This is a genomic window from Sunxiuqinia indica (assembly GCF_009847015.1).
Classification (GTDB): Bacteria; Bacteroidota; Bacteroidia; order Bacteroidales; family Prolixibacteraceae; genus Sunxiuqinia; species Sunxiuqinia indica.
In genome coordinates, this window is the sequence record NZ_WVEM01000006.1 from 288,908 (window position 1) to 305,717 (window position 16,810).

At 41.8% G+C, this 16,810-nt stretch carries 11 protein-coding genes; 9 read left to right on the plus strand and 2 right to left on the minus strand.

The genetic code is table 11. The features are described from left to right. Nucleotides 1-146 precede the first annotated feature (146 nt). The 6 genes from GR929_RS11340 (at nucleotide 147) to GR929_RS11365 (ending at nucleotide 11,857) form a co-directional block, all read left to right on the plus strand. Entirely contained in the window at nucleotides 147-2,765 is a 2,619-nt protein-coding gene (locus GR929_RS11340) for a TonB-dependent receptor (protein ID WP_159519846.1), read from the plus strand. Nucleotides 2,766-2,877: 112 nt separating this feature from the next. Then, nucleotides 2,878-4,149, plus strand: coding sequence for a hypothetical protein (locus GR929_RS11345; RefSeq protein ID WP_159519848.1), 1,272 nt, complete (start codon nucleotides 2,878-2,880; stop codon nucleotides 4,147-4,149). 152 nt (nucleotides 4,150-4,301) lie between these two features. Then, a complete protein-coding gene (locus GR929_RS11350) occupies nucleotides 4,302-6,209 on the plus strand; it encodes an endonuclease (RefSeq protein ID WP_159519850.1) in 1,908 nt (635 codons plus the stop codon). A gap of 339 nt (nucleotides 6,210-6,548) precedes the next feature. Then, nucleotides 6,549-9,758, plus strand: a complete 3,210-nt coding sequence (locus GR929_RS11355) for a glycoside hydrolase family 2 TIM barrel-domain containing protein (RefSeq protein WP_159519852.1) — start codon at nucleotides 6,549-6,551, stop codon at nucleotides 9,756-9,758. A gap of 189 nt (nucleotides 9,759-9,947) precedes the next feature. After that, complete coding sequence (nadA, locus tag GR929_RS11360; protein ID WP_159519854.1) at nucleotides 9,948-10,940, plus strand: quinolinate synthase NadA; 993 nt, start codon at nucleotides 9,948-9,950, stop codon at nucleotides 10,938-10,940. A gap of 182 nt (nucleotides 10,941-11,122) precedes the next feature. Then, nucleotides 11,123-11,857 carry a hypothetical protein gene (locus tag GR929_RS11365; protein ID WP_159519856.1) on the plus strand — a complete coding sequence of 245 codons (735 nt, stop codon included), beginning with the start codon at nucleotides 11,123-11,125 and terminating at the stop codon, nucleotides 11,855-11,857. On the opposite strand, the gene GR929_RS11370 is transcribed toward GR929_RS11365, so the two are convergent. After that, nucleotides 11,850-12,773 carry a CPBP family intramembrane glutamic endopeptidase gene (locus tag GR929_RS11370; protein ID WP_159519857.1) on the minus strand — a complete coding sequence of 308 codons (924 nt, stop codon included), beginning with the start codon at nucleotides 12,771-12,773 and terminating at the stop codon, nucleotides 11,850-11,852. The two genes, GR929_RS11365 and GR929_RS11370, sit on opposite strands and share 8 nt — an antisense overlap. Before the next feature lie 273 nt (nucleotides 12,774-13,046). Beyond that, entirely contained in the window at nucleotides 13,047-13,751 is a 705-nt protein-coding gene (locus GR929_RS11375) for a hypothetical protein (RefSeq protein WP_159519859.1), read from the minus strand. A gap of 960 nt (nucleotides 13,752-14,711) precedes the next feature. On the opposite strand from GR929_RS11375, the gene dusB reads away from it, so the two are divergent. The 3 genes from dusB to GR929_RS11390 all read left to right on the plus strand — a co-directional run bounded on the left by dusB (nucleotide 14,712) and on the right by GR929_RS11390 (nucleotide 16,664). Continuing rightward, nucleotides 14,712-15,725 (plus strand): tRNA dihydrouridine synthase DusB, encoded by a 1,014-nt coding sequence (gene dusB / locus GR929_RS11380; protein WP_159519861.1) that lies wholly within the window; start codon nucleotides 14,712-14,714, stop codon nucleotides 15,723-15,725. After that, nucleotides 15,722-16,105: a YkvA family protein gene (locus GR929_RS11385; RefSeq protein WP_159519863.1), complete on the plus strand. Its 384-nt coding sequence runs from the start codon at nucleotides 15,722-15,724 to the stop codon at nucleotides 16,103-16,105. Before dusB ends, GR929_RS11385 begins: the two co-directional genes overlap by 4 nt. Nucleotides 16,106-16,328: 223 nt before the next feature. After that, the gene (locus tag GR929_RS11390; RefSeq protein ID WP_159519865.1) at nucleotides 16,329-16,664 is read left to right on the plus strand and encodes a YXWGXW repeat-containing protein; all 336 of its coding nucleotides are present in this window, start codon (nucleotides 16,329-16,331) and stop codon (nucleotides 16,662-16,664) included. Nucleotides 16,665-16,810 lie beyond the last annotated feature (146 nt).

A 16,810-nucleotide genomic window follows, 5' to 3' on the forward strand; every position in this document is an offset into this window, starting at 1 on the left:
TATAAATAATTTAACAGTGATTAACATTTTCAACTGTGGGGGTTAATAAAGTGTTGAAATCCGGTTCATATCTTATCACAGAATGTCATTTATTATGCACTTGAATTTTAATACATTAAACGACTTATTTTCCAAAATTATATTCTATGAAAACACAACTACTAAAGATTACTTTTCTGGCCATATTCGGCCTTAGTTCACTAGTGGCCCTATCAAAGGGAACACTGCGAGGAACAGTTGTAGATGCCGACACCAATGAGACATTGATTGGTGCATCGATTGTTCTGGAAGGAACCACACGAGGAACAGTCACCGATTTCGACGGGACTTTCAAGATTGAGGTTGATGCCGGCGAAACTCAACTTGTAATTAGCTATCTCGGTTTTCTCGATAAAAAGATGGCTGTTTCGGTTGTCGACGGGCAAACCAAAGATCTTGGAACAATTGCTTTAGACCCTGACGCTGTTGGAATCAATGAAGTTATGGTTTTAGCATCTGTCGGTATTCAGCGTAAAACGCCCGTTGCTATCTCAACCATTGATGCGGAATTGGTCACTGAAAAAATCGGGACACAGGAGTTTCCTGAAATTCTCCAAACAACACCGGGTGTTTATGCAACGAAAGAAGGTGGGGGCTGGGGAGACGGTCGCTTTAACCTTCGCGGGTTCGACTCTCCAAACGTAGCAGTCATGATCAATGGTATTCCGGTTAACGATATGGAATGGGGAGGTATTTACTGGTCTAACTGGATGGGAATGACGGATGTACTTCGCTCCATGCAAGTACAGCGTGGACTGGGAGCTTCGAAAGTTGCCGCGCCATCAGTAGGAGGATCGGTAAACATTGTAACTAAAACCACTGATGCAGAAGAAGGTGGATCATTCTCTACCGCTTATGGAAACGACGGTTATCGTAAAGTTCTATTTTCTGTTTCTTCAGGGTTGACTGAAAGCGGCTGGGCGTTTTCATTATTAGGATCAAAAACCTGGGGTGATGGTTACATCCAGGGAACTGAGTTTGAAGGTTACTCATACTTTTTCAACCTTTCAAAACGATTCAATGATAAACACACCTTGTCGTTTACAGGGTTTGGAGCTCCACAATGGCACAACCAGCGTAGCTCGTTTGACAAGTACACCATTAGAGAATGGCAGCAATTTAAAGAAGAATACCGATTTAACGCAACTTACGGATTTGGAATTGACGGACAGCGAGTTGTAGCTGCCAAAAACTATTACCATAAACCCCAGTTTTCATTAAACCACTTTTGGACAATTAATAATATTTCCAGCCTTTCCACCTCACTTTATTATTCTATTGGCGAAGGAGGTGGACGTACCCAACGAGGAAATGAACGTTCAAGATTATACGGGTCAAATGACGATGATAGAACCATTAACGGCTACCTTGACTACGCTGCAATTCAACGAGACAATGCCGCCAACATGGAAGGCTCTCAGGCTATTTTAGGAAGTTCTAATAACGGTCATCAATGGATGGGAGCAATATCGACTTATACTGCTGAACTTACGCCAGACATCGATTTTTACGGAGGTGTTGATTTACGCTACTACATTGGAAAACACAACCGCACAATTACTGATCTGCTAGGAGGTGAATTTTTTATTGATCCTGATCGTGAAAATGTTGCTTACCAAGACGGAAACGAGGATTATCTCTATGAAAAACTCTCAACGGGAGATAAGATTTCAAGAGATTATGACGGTCACGTACTTTGGGAAGGGCTTTTTGGACAGTTAGAGTATAATTATAACGACTGGAGTGTATTTTACTCAGGTGCTATTTCAAATACGACTTACTGGAGATATGACAATATGTACTATGCTCCCGGCGAAGAAAAGTCAGATAATATTAGCTTTCTGGGCTGGAGCTCAAAAGGTGGAGCCAACTATAATATCGATGCGAAAAACAATGTATTTACAAACATTGGCTACTTCTCCAGAGCTCCATTTTATTCCAATGTTTTTCTTGCTGATGATGTAAGTAACGAAATTAACGATGGAGCTAAAAACGAAAAAGTGTTCTCAGCCGAACTTGGATACGGATATAAGTCGCGAATTCTTTCGGCCAACTTAAACGTTTATTATACAGAGTGGCAAGACAAATCGCTGGCAGGAGCTCTTGACTCAAGAGATCCAGATGCAGGACGCTATAATGCTGAAGGTGTAAATGCAATTCACAAAGGAGTTGAGCTTGAAGCAAAGGCTAAAATCACCAAAGACCTTACATTAAAAGGAATGCTTTCAATTGGTGATTGGAAATGGGATAAAGACGTTGAAGCCTATGTTTTTAACCGTGACGGACAACTGGTAAATAGCGATGGAGATATTGTAAATACAGTTGACGAAGCCGACAAAATTGAATTGAATATTGGAGGAGTACATGTGGGCGATGCCGCGCAAACGAATGCTTATCTTGGTTTAGATTACAAAATAATTAAAGACCTAAAAATTGGAGTTGATTACAAGTACAATGCACGCTTGTATGCCGATCCGGGTAGTATTCGGGATCTTGAGGGAGAAGATACCTGGAAGGTACCCGGAGCCGGAACTGTTGATGCCAACGCCCTTTATTATTTTACAATTGGCGGATTGAATGCTTCAATTAGAGGAAACGTTCACAACCTGCTTGACAAAGAATATATTTCCGATGCCGACAGTGGCTCATCAGGAACTTGGGAAGACGCACTTGTTTTCTATGGATTTGGAAGAACAGGTTCCGTGTCACTTAAAATTAATTTTTAATCGTCTAGAATTGTACAATCATGAAACAAGCACGATAATAAACTATCAATCAGAAATATAATTATCAGGCAAGTTGCACAGAGTACCTTTTAGAATAAACAATTATAAACATATGAAAAAGTTATTATACCTATTTTTGATGGCACTGGTCGTATTCGGATGCGAAGAATATAATGATCAGTTTGAAGGCTACGATGACAATCCGATTGATTTAGTAGAGAACCTGAACTATACGCTAACAGACGAAGATTATGAATCAATTGGAGGAGACCCTGGCGACTACTATAACTTTAGCAGCTATGCTCCGGCCGCAGACTACATCCCAGACTTTCTTGCTGAAAAATATCCAACGCTTGATGTAAATTCGGCAGTAAATGTTACTTACAATTATTATAGAGGTGGACTGAACTATCTGGATTATTTAACCGAAGCATCAAGCTATGAGCTGACTACTGCCGATTATGACTCGATGGGCGAAGACTCAGGACAACCGGGGAAATACAATAACTTCGATTCATCGACACCTCCTGAAGACTACCTGCCAGCTTTCTTTTCATCCAAGTATCCTGATGCACAAAACGGTGACTTAGTATTTGTGACCTACAAATTTTACAGCGGAGGAGTCAGCGATGTAAGCGAGTATTATGAATTTGATGGATCAACGTGGGCAGCTATTGAAGTTGACTTGCCGGAAGGTGTTACCAGCTATAGATTAAGCTCAGACGATTATGATTCTATGGGTGAAAATTCAGGACAACCCGGAAAATACAACAACTTCGACTCATCAATGTCTCCAGGCAGTTACCTGCCAACATTTCTGTCGTTGAAATTTCCATATGCCATGGAAGAAAGCACTGTTGCCGTGGTTTACAAATACTATTCCAGTGGATCAACATCGAGCAGAGCGAAACAGTACACAAAAACTGCCGAAGGTTGGAAGGAATACCAAAGCACAATTGAAAAAACAGATCAATTCCTGAAAACAAGTTCCGGTTGGATTTTTGACCCTTCTGTCCTGTTTACGATGTCATCAGATGACTATCAGATTATTGTTGACTACGTAAAAAGTGAATATGGAAGTGAATACATCGATAGCTATGGAACTCAGGAATTCTATTTTGGAGCCGGAGCCTATTACGAAAACTTTGACTTTCGGGATGGTAAATTCGACTCCAGCTTTTCTTCTGGCTTAGAAGCTGCAAAAGCCGGGATCGCCGAAGCATTGTTGCCTATCAAATATCCGAATGCGGTTACTCAGGTTAGCGGAGTTGATGTGATGTACCTTGTGACTATTGCTGCTTACGATGGCACTGATGCAGAGTACACCCTAAAATTTCAGTGCACGAAAGCGGGCCCGAACCCCCAATTTACTTTTATTGAATAAAATACTCTAATATTTTCAAAGCTAAGACCACCTCATCTTTTTCAGAGGTGGTCTTTTTCTTGATAAAGAATTCAATCGTCATTTAAAAGTTGATCCACTTCCTTTAATTTTACCGAATTAATTTTGCACGCCACAACTAAACAGGATGAAATATGAGATTAAAAATTACAAAACCATCCATCGCTATTCTTGCCATCCTCATCTTCTTCAAATTATCCATTGCTCAACCAGTTGGATACTACAATGGCACTGAAGGCAAAAGCGGAGAAGAACTAAAAACAAGCTTAAATGAGATCATCAGCAACCATGTTGATTTCTCGTACAGCTTTGCAAAAAACATAATCAATTATGCTGATGCTGATCCTGAGAATCCAGACAATGTTATTCTGTTTTATTTGCAGGAATCCCGCGCAGCCAGTAACTATGGAAGTGGTGGCGACTTCGTTAACCGGGAGCATGTGTGGGCAAAGTCGCATGGAAACTTTAAAGGAATCTGGCCCATGGATGGAGATGCACACAACCTTCACCCAGCAGATGCTTCAGTAAATGAAGACCGGGGAAATAAAGATTTTGACAACATTCAACCGCAAGGATCGCAGCACCCGGAAGCACTATATTGCTACTATACCGATTCGACCTGGGAACCGGGACCTAAAACCAAAGGGCAAGTAGCCCGAACCTTATTTTATATGGCTACCCGATATGAAGGAGAAGGAGATGAACTGGATCTCGAACTTGTCGACCACAATCACACCTACCCATCGGCACTGCACGGCAATTTGGATGCCTTGCTTCAATGGAATCGCGACTATCCTCCATCGGACTTGGAACGACGCAGAAATGAACGGGTTTTCGAGTCACAACAAAACCGAAATCCCTTTATCGACCATCCTGAATTTGCTGATTTTATTTGGGACAACAAATCTCCATCGGGCATTGAGTTTTCTGAATTTCAAATGGCTCCGGAGTTTCCTTCAATAAACGATGAATTGACAGTCACCATAAAAATTGAAGGCGAGCAAGCACTACAGGCAATCACCCTTTTTTGGGGTAATAAATATGCTTCGGAAGATAACCAAGCCAACATGGAAGCCAATGGATCGAGCTACTCGGCCACAATCACGCCAACCGGATTCTCTCCCAACGAGCTTTTACATTTGAAGGTTAGTGCCACCAGCACGGATTCAGTTTACACCTGCCATGCCAGCTATCGCTTTCCGGAAAAAATCAATCCCGAATCAATCACATCCATCAGCGAAGTTCAGGGAACACAACAAGCCAGTCCTCTCCTTGGGCAAGAAGTAACCATTGCCGGACGGATTACAGCCAACTATGATTACTCCTTCTACCTTGAAACCAATGACGAGAAGTATAGTGGAATCAATATTTACAATACAGTAACACGCGGCAAAGTTGGCGACAGTTTAATTGTGCGTGGTACTGTTGAAGAATACAACAACCTGACCGAGATTGGCAATATCAGCTACATATACAATTACAAAACCAACAAGCCAATGGCGCCAAAAGTCATTACAACCGCTGACTTTAGCGAAGAATATGAAGGAATGTTAGTCACTGTTAACAAAGTAAGCTTTCAAAATGGGGGGCAAACAATTCCTGAGGCAAACACCTCGTTTACCTTTTCAGACCAAGCAGGAGCCGGGGTTTTCTTCGTTTCCAGCAGCTCGCGACTAGTTGGCGAAACCCTACCAACCGGGTACATGAACATAACAGGCGTTTTGAGCCAGTATAATCAAACCTACCAGCTACTGCCACGCGATAAGAATGATTTCCAATTACTAACTGACTATCGGGAAATACCGCGAGCCGCTGAATTTGCTTCAATTTATCCGAATCCAGCATCCGATATTCTATACATTAAAAGCTCTGAAGAAATTAAGCACATCAAAATTTTTAATTTAAGCGGGCAATTGATAAAAAATATAGCTGATCAAGCCGATCAAATTAGCGTTTCCAATCTTAGTCCGGGCCTTTACTTAATTCATTTAATATCATCCGATGGCCACTCTGACTATGAAAAGTTTCTTAAATCACGCTAAAATTTAAAAACACATAAAAAGGGAGTTGTAGCTACAGCTCCCTTTTTTATCTCATCATAATTTGAAATCTTCAACGATCCTTTCTTCATTCTACCGTTTACCATAAAAGTGCTCACTAAAACGAGCATGCTCATTTTAGTGAAACTCGCATATACTAATTCTCGCGTACCGACAGACTGTTGCATGCTCGCTTTATATCTACAAACTCCTCACAGCCTGTTTTTAAAAAGATTCTTTATACTTTCCGGTAAATAATTTTCCTTGCTTTTAAAAAATATTTTTGAGAATTTTGCTACCTACTAGTACCAACCAGTTGGGAAGCAATTAAAATTAATAAAAATGAAAAGCTACAAACTACTTTCGCTACTACTATTTATTTACCTGGGCATCTCATGTTCAAGCAAATATGAAGATGTACCTTTTGAAGAACCTAACCCAAAACCATGGGAAGATCCGGAAATTGTACAAATTAACAAAGAAGCGCCAAGAGCACATTACATTCCTTACGCAACAGCAGAACAGGCCATCGCCGATGAAAAATGGGAATCGCCCAGCCTGCTTTCACTAAACGGAACCTGGCAGTTTCATCTGGCACAAAATCCAAGTGAAAGACCTTTTTGGTTTTTCAAAAACGATTACGATACACGCGACTGGGACGAAATTAAAGTTCCTTCAAATTGGGAGGTTGAAGGATTTGACTACCCCATCTATACCAACGTGAAGTATCCGCATGCGAAAACTCCTCCACTCATCCAAGACCACTACAACCCCGTTGGTTCTTATAAAAGAACATTCGAGATCCCTGCAGATTGGGATGAAAAAGAAATTATACTTCATTTTGGAGCAGTAAGTTCGGCCATGAATGTTTGGCTGAATGAAGAATTTGTCGGCTACAGCGAGGACAGCAAAACACCTGCCGAATTCAACATCACACCCTTGCTAAAAGAAGGGGAAAACACGCTTGCCGTTGAAGTTTTCCGCTGGAGCGATGCCAGCTACCTCGAAGATCAGGACTTTTGGCGCCTCAGCGGAATGACCCGCGACGTTTTCCTGATGGCCAGAAACAAGCAAAACATACACGATTTCAGGGTTACAGCCGGACTGGACGAAAACTACCAGGATGGAACATTTGCCTTGAATGTGGAACTGGCTAATTCGGCCGATGCTGCTCAAAAAGTGAGATTGGAAGCCGAATTGTTTGACGGAACCACATCTGTTAAATCGTTTGAGCAAACTGTTGAATTGGCCAATCCCAGTGAAATAGTTTCTTTTAAAGAAACATTCGCTGATGTAAAAAAATGGTCAGCCGAACATCCAAATCTCTACTTGTTGCTACTCACACTGAAAGACGAAGCAGGCAACACCATCGAGGTACTTCGTCAGGATGTTGGCTTCCGCACAGTAGAAATTAACAATGCCCAGTTGATGGTGAATGGCGAACCAATCTATGTTAAAGGTGTAAACTTGCACGAACACAATGATGTTACCGGACACGTACAGGATAAAGCAACCATGCTCAAAGACATTGAATTGATGAAAACCCATAACATCAATACCGTTCGTACCTCACACTATCCACAACCCGAATTGTGGTATAAGCTCTGCAATGAATATGGACTTTACCTGATTGACGAAGCCAACATCGAATCGCATGGGATGGGATATGGACCTGAATCATTAGCAAAAAATCCTACTTGGGGGAAAGCACATCTTGATCGTACCAAAAACATGTTTGAACGCGACAAAAACCAGCCGTCTGTCATTATTTGGTCGTTGGGTAACGAAGCCGGAAACGGGGTTAACTTCATGGCTACTTACAACTACCTGAAAGAACAGGACTCAACCCGCCCGGTTCAGTACGAACAAGCTCACGGCGGCGAAAATACCGATATTAATTGTCCGATGTATGCCAGTATCGACCATATGGTTAAGTATGCAAAATCGGATCCTGAGAAACCAATGATTCAATGCGAATACGCACATGCCATGGGAAACAGTGTTGGTAACTTGCAAGATTACTGGTTGGCGATTGAACACTACGATGTCCTGCAAGGCGGCTGCATTTGGGATTGGGTTGACCAGGGACTGCTGACCACCAACGAGGAAGGTGAAGAATTTTGGGCTTATGGCGGCGACTTCGGACCGGATACGGTTCCATCAGACGGCAACTTCTGCAATAACGGACTGGTTGATCCCGATCGCGGAATTAAACCGCACCTGCTTGAAGTAAAAAAAGTTTATCAAAATATCGGTTTCACAGCTAAAAATCTGAAAAAAGGTGTTGTAGAAATTAAAAATAAATATGCCTTCACCAACTTGTCCGAGCTGAACTTGAGTTGGACCATTACTGCCGATGGCGAAGTGGTAAAAGAAGGAATGCTGAACGACTTCGAATTGGCTCCAGGAACAAAAAAGCAAGTACAACTGGATTACTCCATCGACCCGAAACCGGGCACAGAATACTTTCTAAACTTCTCTGCGAAAACGAAAACGGCACAAGGACTGGTTCCTGCCAATTATGAACTGGCTGCCGAACAAATGAAACTGCCTTACGAAAAAGCAGCACCAAAAGCCAACATCACTGAATTTCCTGCTCTTGAAGCCAACGAAACCGATTCACAAATCACCATTCAAGGCGAAGGTTTCAGTCTGACTTTCAGCAAGGAATCCGGTGTATTAAGTAGTTTCCAGTCTGGAGATACCGAACTGTTGAAAGAAGGTCCGATTCCTAATTTCTGGCGCGCTCCAATCGACAACGACTACGGAAACGACCTGCACAAGCGCAGCCGTGTGTGGCGCAAAGCCGGAGAAAACCGGACAGTAAACTCAGTCAAGCTCACGAAAAAAGCAGCCAACCAATTGGTGATCGATTTCAAATTTGATCTGACCAACGAACAAGGCGAGAAAATTGCCGATTACAGTTCAAACTATACAGTATACGGCAGCGGCGATGTGGTAGTTGCCAACCAGTTTAAAATGGCAAGCGACACGCTTCCCGAAATTGTACGTATGGGCATGAATCTGCAAATGTCTCGCCAGTTTGATCAAATGAGCTGGTTTGGACGCGGGCCGCACGAATCATACTGGGATCGCAAAACCTCGGCCTTCGTTGACAAATATTCCGGCTCCGTTGCCGACCAATACTGGGCATACCTGCGTCCACAGGAAAACGGAAACAAAACCGATGTGCGCTGGATGACCATCACCAACGAAGACGGAAAAGGGCTACTTTTTGTAGGACAACCACTACTGTCGGTGAGTGCACACCACAACATTATGGAAGATTTCGAATCGCCCGAACGCACGGATGGTCGCCAGGAAGAGGGCGTGAAGCCTGTGAATCGACATACCGATGATGTAAAACCACGCGATCTGACTTCGGTAAATATCGATTATAAACAAATGGGTGTTGGCGGTGATACCAGCTGGGGCGCCTGGACACACGATGAATACCGTTTAACCGGGAAAAGTTACAGCTATTCTTTCCGGATGCGCCCGATTACATCTAGCGTTAATCCCGTAGAAAATGCAAAATTGAAACTCAATTAGTACTGATTACCCTTAATAACAAAGCAAATCCCTGGCAGATACTTGTTCTGTCAGGGATTCTCGTTCTATATAAACAGATAAAATAGAGTCTGATCGCTTCAAAATCAAAACATTTAAAGATTGTTATCTGTTTTTTTAGAGGAATTCTTAATTTTGCGCCCACTATTCTGAAAAAAGGAGTATTTCAAGATGGAAAAGTTATTGATACAGGAGATGTTGGAAGAGAAAGGTTATATTGATGAGAAAATCGATCCGAAGTTAAAACTGGTCGAGGAAATCAATCGCCTGAAAAAGGAAAAGAACGCCGTCATTTTAAGTCATTATTACGTTGATGGCGAACTGCAAGATATAGCCGACTTTGTGGGAGATAGCCTTCAGCTGGCTCAGGCTGCTGCAAAAACTGAAGCTGACATCATCGTATTTGTTGGTGTTCATTTTATGGCTGAAACAGCAAAGATTATCAATCCATCTAAAAAAGTTATTTTGCCCGATTTAAAAGCGGGGTGCTCACTAGCCGAATCGGCTCCTGCTGAAAAGTTTGCTGAGTTTAAAGCGAAATATCCCGATCATAAAGTCATTTCGTATATCAATTGTACTGCCGACTTAAAAACGATGACTGACATTGTTTGTACTTCATCCAATGCGAAAAAAATCGTGGAGAGTTTCCCAAAAGATACTAAATTGATTTTTGCACCGGATAAAAACCTGGGTAACTACATCAACAGCATTACCGGTCGCGATATGGTACTTTGGGATGGTGCCTGCATGGTGCACGAAAAATTCTCGATTGAACGAATCATCAACCTGATGGACGAACATCCGGATGCTGAATTTATCGCACACCCCGAATGTGAAAAACCGGTTTTACTGCTGGCCAAACACATTGGATCCACCAGCTCCTTGCTTAATTTCGTTCAGGAAAGCGATGCGAGAAAGTTTATTGTGGCAACTGAAAGTGGAATCCTCCACCAAATGCAAAAAGCCTGCCCCGATAAACTATTCATCCCAGCTCCCTCAACAGATGAAACTTGTGCGTGCAGCGACTGCTCCTACATGAAACTGAATAGCTTACAAAAGCTATACATCTGCATGAAGTATGAACAGCCTGAAATACAGCTTTCTGCGGAAGTTATCGAGAAAGCGAAAGTGCCTATTATTCGGATGCTTGAAGTGTCGAAATAGCTGTTCAAAACTTTCAACCACATCACTATTTATTACATATTGCGAGTTGATATCGGGAAAATATAGCCGAACAGCCCACTACTATTGACTTTTAAACAACTACCTGTTGATTAGTTTTAGTGCGAAGACACCAATCTGCACTTGCTGATTTCATATCTTCGTACTAAGCAAAAAAATATCTTATGCCATACCGAAGATTGCCAAACACAGACCAAGCGAGGATGAAAGCCATTGAAATGGCGCTGGAGAAAGGAAAACGCACTGCGTTTAGTGAGCTGGCATTTGATGCCTTAACACTCGAAAAAATTCAAACCCTCTATCCTCGACTATCAAACTCCATTCGTCAGCTACAAGCAAGCAAGCAAATACAGTTTGACCGGTCTAACGAGTATGGCACCATCTTCAAAAAGGCTAAGCTTTACCTTTCGCACTTTGTACAGGTACTAAACTTCGCCATTCTTCGTGAAGAGATGAAACCTGAAGTCCGCGAATTTTATGGCATGCCATCTCATTCGGCTAAAGTTCCTCCACTAAACTTAGAAAATGATGTGTTGGCCTGGGGCGAGCGTATTATTGCTGGTGAGCAAAAACGTTGCATGCAGGGCGGAAGCGCCATTTATAGTCCATCTATCGCGCTGGTAAAAGTTCATTACGAAAATTTTAAAGACGCTTTTCATCACCAAAAAATACTGCAAAATAATGTAGATCGTGCCACTTTAAAAGTGAAAGAAATGCGCGAAGATGCAGATGCCCTCATTCAGGATTTATGGAATCAGGTAGAAGAAAAATTTTCCGATTTCCCTTCTGACCAGCGTCGTGAAAAAGCACAGGAGTATGGGCTCGTTTATGTTTTTCGACAATCTGAATTGAAAAAAATGGAAGCTGAAAAGCTTCAAACAAACCTAAGCTTTAACTAGCAAAAGACTTCTTTTTCAGAAAGTACAACAACAAAACAGACAGGACTAAACCGACAATGGCCAAGCCGGGTGAACTGCCGTACGAATCGGAATACTGATTAATTGCTTCAACCGTTTCGCTTCCCTGCTGCTCGCTATGCAAAGCCAACACACCAATCGCATTATTTAAGAAATGAGCCAGTATTGGCAGCCAGAGAGAGCCCGAGTAAACCAGCAAATAGCCAAATAATCCACCAAGTAGCATGCGTGGTAAAAAGCCGTAAAACTGCATGTGTAAGGCACTAAACACAAAAGCTGAAATCCAGATTCCCCAATGATAGTTCTTGGTCATTTGAGTAAAAATCTTCTGAATCACTCCACGAAATAATAACTCTTCACCAATAGCAGGAATTACAGCAATCATAAAAAGGTTGAATAACAATCCCCAAACGGTTTCGACCTGAATAAACCGATCAATCATTTCAGTTGCGCTATCTTCCATGGTGCGCATCCAGCTTTCAAATCCGGCCATCGACTCCGGAAAGGTCATTTGCTGATTCAACTCACCTAAAAAGCCCACCAAAGGCCCGGCAGCTAAAACAGCCAGCAATCCCAAAATAATGCTCTGGGTATCGATTTTCTGCCGTAAATTCAAATACGAAACAATATTTCCGTCGTACAAATAAGCGATAACTAGCGGCGGCAACACAAAAAGCCCAACAGACTGTACCACCTGAAAGTATTTTAACAATGCGATTGTTGACGGATCGGAGAGATTCCCGCCGGATAGTCCATTCGTAATACCAGAAACTCCAATAACCGGAATAACCGCTAAAATTGAAAGAACAAACACCAGCAGAAAAGAAACCAGAATAATAAAAGCAGCAAAAATAAATTGAGACCAGGGATTCATCCCCCGAAATGCTGTAATCGCCATAATTATATTTTTAGAGGCCTAAAGATAACTCCTCCAAAGCGAAAAAAAAACCGGAAAGATACTTTCCCAGGCAAGCGCCCATTCGTGCTAAAATTGAGCTATTTTCTCTCTTTCAAATTACCCCTATTTCTGCCTTCTGATGTTTTTCCATCGTCTCCTGAGCCTTTTCAACTTGCTCGCCAATTTACTGGCGATTTTCTTCGCTCATTTCTAAATTACTCACGTCCTTCATATTAAACCGATAATTGGAATAGTTTTCCAACCTACAGCTTTTCATTTATTAGTTCGTTGGCTCCGAAACTCTATACCCGACTGAACACAGATTAACTTCCAAAAGACCACACTGATAATTCGTTGAACTTCAGGGTTTGACAATTCATCTTTAGCATTGCCTTCAATATACAGTGCGGCCAAATTCAAGAAGCCAACCTCACCAGTGTAATCCATCTGCTCATTAATTACTTTTGAAGTACGAGTATTTACCGGATCCAGTTTTTTGAAACAAGATCCTTCCTTAATAAAAGACAGGCTGCGTCTTTTATTAAGTTTTTCATAATAATCCTCTTCGGATGAATACGCTGAAGAATAAACATAGACAACTCCAGAGCTTCGGGGGGAACTTCTTAATTCTTCGAGCTTATCTTCAGATTCAACATATCTGAAATCGGGGAATAAACAGTAGCCGTTTTCTTGATTAAAAGTCATCAATTCGTTCGTTATTTCTTTCACCCTACCGTCTGCTTTCAGATTTAGATAAAAATTGCTTATACTGTCAGAACTGGTGCAAGTGCTGAAATAAGAACTCATAAAACGAATATAAGCCTCTTCGGCAACATCAGTAGAGTAAGTTGACTTTAAAGTTTCGGTAAAGTACGCCTCTATTGAATCAATGATTTTTTCGAATCGTTCCTCCTCATTCGTGCGAACATCAGAAGCTAGTACCAGACCATTTGAAAAGCATACAATAAACACTAACATTGAGTATCTTTTTAAACACAAGTTTACTTGTTCCATATCGTGAAAATTAAAAATTAAACGTACTAATCAACTACAACCACGTATAGTTATGAAGATAAGAGCTCCAATTCACCAAGCTACGCACATTTATACCATATAAAGGTAAGTTATAAGTATGACACAATATGTCATATCGTAATTTATACTTATTTTAAATCACTGTTGCCCGGGAAAAATGGAGTTATGGGCTAAAGCCCCGACGCTCTGGTGCGATCACTAACCCCGGGATTAATCCCGGGGTTGGTGAATGCCAGATATGATGCGGGCTTTAGCCCATCATTTGAAATTTTAACCGGACACTAATGACTTAAATAGTAAAAATCTTGATTTTTGTTGTACTTAATTTGAACTCCTTCGATCTCGTAATAATATTTGACAAGCCTGTAAAAGGTCCGAGTACTGATATTCAATTTTCGGGAGAAATACTTGGCATTACCTTTTTCCCTATTCGCCAGCATTTCTTTCAATCTTTTGTAATTCTCAAGACACTTAATATCTCCCATCAATATTTCCCTTAATAAAAAACGATATCATGTTACGTTCAACTTAAAACACAAGCAGCATAATTATCGATATGCAAATTAAAAATTAACATATCGATTGACCCGGACTTTTGTTCACTATTTCCCCGACAAACTGTTTCTCACCGTCCTATATTCAAGTAGTTCAGGGATGTATCGATACAGAAAGTTCCATCTAAAGAAGATAGCATGCCATGATGGTAAACTCACTCGTTTGTAATTAAATAACTACGAACGAGTTGATTTTAAAAAGATAAATCCTCAAAGGTGGCAAATATTCATTCCTGAAGAAATTGACAAACAATTAAATGAAACCCCAACACTTCCGATTAACAACTCGAAACCTTGAAATGCTAAACGTCTACGTTTTTATATCTTTGCAACCTAAATTTTTGATAAGGTGAAGATTGGATCAATTGAACTAGGCGAAACACCATTGTTTTTATCGCCGATGGAAGAGGTTACTTACAAGTCGTTTCGAAATATTTGCAAGAGATATGGCGCGGATGTGGTATGCACGGAATTTGTTTCGTCGGAAGCACTAATTCGTGATGTGGAGAAGACCAAACAGAAGATGAGACTGTATCCAGAAGACCGGCCGGTGGCCATCCAGGTTTATGGCTCCAATATCGATTCGATGGTGAGTGCTGCCAAAGCTGCCGAAGAATTTCAGCCCGACTATATCGACATCAATTATGGCTGCCCGATGAAAAAGATTGTAACCAAAGGAGCAGGATCGGGTATGTTGCAGGATTTGGACAAAATGCAGAAGATGACTGCCGAGATCGTAAAAGCGGTTTCGCTGCCCGTAACAGCCAAAACACGCATCGGCTGGGATCAGGACAGCATTTCGATACAGGAAGTGGCCGAACGCCTGCAGGATGTGGGTATTCAGGCACTGGCCATTCATGGTCGCACGCGCAAGCAATTGTATACCGGCGAAGCCGACTGGAGCAAAATTGCCGAGGTGAAAAACAACCCGCGCATCCACATTCCAATTATCGGAAACGGTGACATCAATGGTGCCGAAAAAGCCAAGCAATGCCTGGATGAAAGCGGTGTTGATGGCTTGATGATTGGCCGGGGAGCCATTGGTCGCCCGTGGATTTTCAATGAAATTAAGCACTATCTGCAAACCGGAGAGCTACTCCCGCCACCAACGGTTACCGAAATTATTCAGCGTACCCGCGAGTTTATGCAAATGACTCTCGACTGGAAAGGCCACGAGCGCCCAACTATTTTGATGATGCGCCGCCATTTTGCCAAAGCTTTTCCCGGCCTGGCAGATTTTCGTCCACTCCGGATCAGGTTATTACAAGCTGCAGAAATGGACGCTGTTCAGCAAGTATTGGACGAAATAATTGAACACTATGGCGAGGTACGGGTTGATTATACAAACGTCAGTTTGAAATGAACAAGGAAGAATACAAAGATTTTTACAACGAGCAATCTTTTAAAACGAAACTTCAAAAGTTTGCTAAAACCGCCGGAATACAAGTGGTTTACTCAGCCTTGCTTTTGTATTACATGATGAAAGACCCATCGGTTCCTCTCCGGTCCAAAGTGATCATTGCTGCCGCCCTGGGCTACTTCATTTTTCCAACCGATGCCATCCCCGATTTAGCTCCGTTGGTTGGTTATTCTGATGATCTGGGCGTGCTGATTTTTGCCCTTTCGCAAATCAGCGACAGCATTACTACCGAGCTTCAGGAAAAAGCGAAATCGCAACTTCGTTCGTGGTTTAATGATTTTGATGAAGAAAAACTGGACGAAATCCACGCTAAAATTTTCTAGAAACGATATCCGTGTGGTCGTCATCCTAAAGTCGTTTCAGGATCGGCATTACTTGACAAACAGCCTCTGAAACAGGCCCAGAGCGACCTGTTAGAGTTCTTCTTTTGTACGTTCAACACCCCTTTCAACTCATCACTCCATTCTCCTTAAAAACATCTGATTCTATTCTTGGCATTGTTTTTGATTTTTGAGCAGCAGCAAGCATTTAAAAAGTCTCAAAGCCATGAAACGAACACTACTTATACTTGCAATTGTGATTGTTGCCTTCTTATTGAATCAGGAAACAGCATCGGCACAGGTCACTGTCGCCCAAAAACCAACTCCACCGGAGTACAAACTTTCGCTAGCCGAAAAACCCGGAGCAAACTACCAGCTGATACCGGGACACTGGATCTGGCACAGGCCCTCAAAAATGTACGTTTGGGTTGGCCCCCGGTGGGTTGAAAAGAAGGAAAACAAAAAATGGAGACCGGGACATTGGCAGAAACAGTCAAAAGGCTGGAAATGGATTCCCGGTAAGTGGGAGAAAATTAAAAAGAAGAGATACTTTTTCAAGTAATTGAGCCGTGTTTTTGTTTGCTTGTTTATGATGTGTTTTTTTGAGTTATAAGGCCGGAGTGATCCGGCCTTTTTTTAGTTCCTACACGCTCTGGTCTACCCATCTTTATTACTTTTGTATTTCTAAACACACAAGATGGAACTTCT

Excerpts from the sequence above, each read along its gene's own strand:
- GR929_RS11340 (WP_159519846.1), top strand. The coding sequence starts at position 147 with ATGAAAACACAACTACTAAAGATTACTTTTCTGGCCATATTCGGCCTT.
- GR929_RS11345 (WP_159519848.1), top strand. The coding sequence starts at position 2,878 with ATGAAAAAGTTATTATACCTATTTTTGATGGCACTGGTCGTATTCGGA.
- GR929_RS11350 (WP_159519850.1), top strand. The coding sequence starts at position 4,302 with ATGAGATTAAAAATTACAAAACCATCCATCGCTATTCTTGCCATCCTC.
- GR929_RS11355 (WP_159519852.1), top strand. The coding sequence starts at position 6,549 with ATGAAAAGCTACAAACTACTTTCGCTACTACTATTTATTTACCTGGGC.
- nadA (WP_159519854.1), top strand. The coding sequence starts at position 9,948 with ATGGAAAAGTTATTGATACAGGAGATGTTGGAAGAGAAAGGTTATATT.
- GR929_RS11365 (WP_159519856.1), top strand. The coding sequence starts at position 11,123 with ATGCCATACCGAAGATTGCCAAACACAGACCAAGCGAGGATGAAAGCC.
- GR929_RS11370 (WP_159519857.1), bottom strand. The coding sequence starts at position 12,773 with ATGGCGATTACAGCATTTCGGGGGATGAATCCCTGGTCTCAATTTATT.
- GR929_RS11375 (WP_159519859.1), bottom strand. The coding sequence starts at position 13,751 with ATGTTAGTGTTTATTGTATGCTTTTCAAATGGTCTGGTACTAGCTTCT.
- GR929_RS11385 (WP_159519863.1), top strand. The coding sequence starts at position 15,722 with ATGAACAAGGAAGAATACAAAGATTTTTACAACGAGCAATCTTTTAAA.
- GR929_RS11390 (WP_159519865.1), top strand. The coding sequence starts at position 16,329 with ATGAAACGAACACTACTTATACTTGCAATTGTGATTGTTGCCTTCTTA.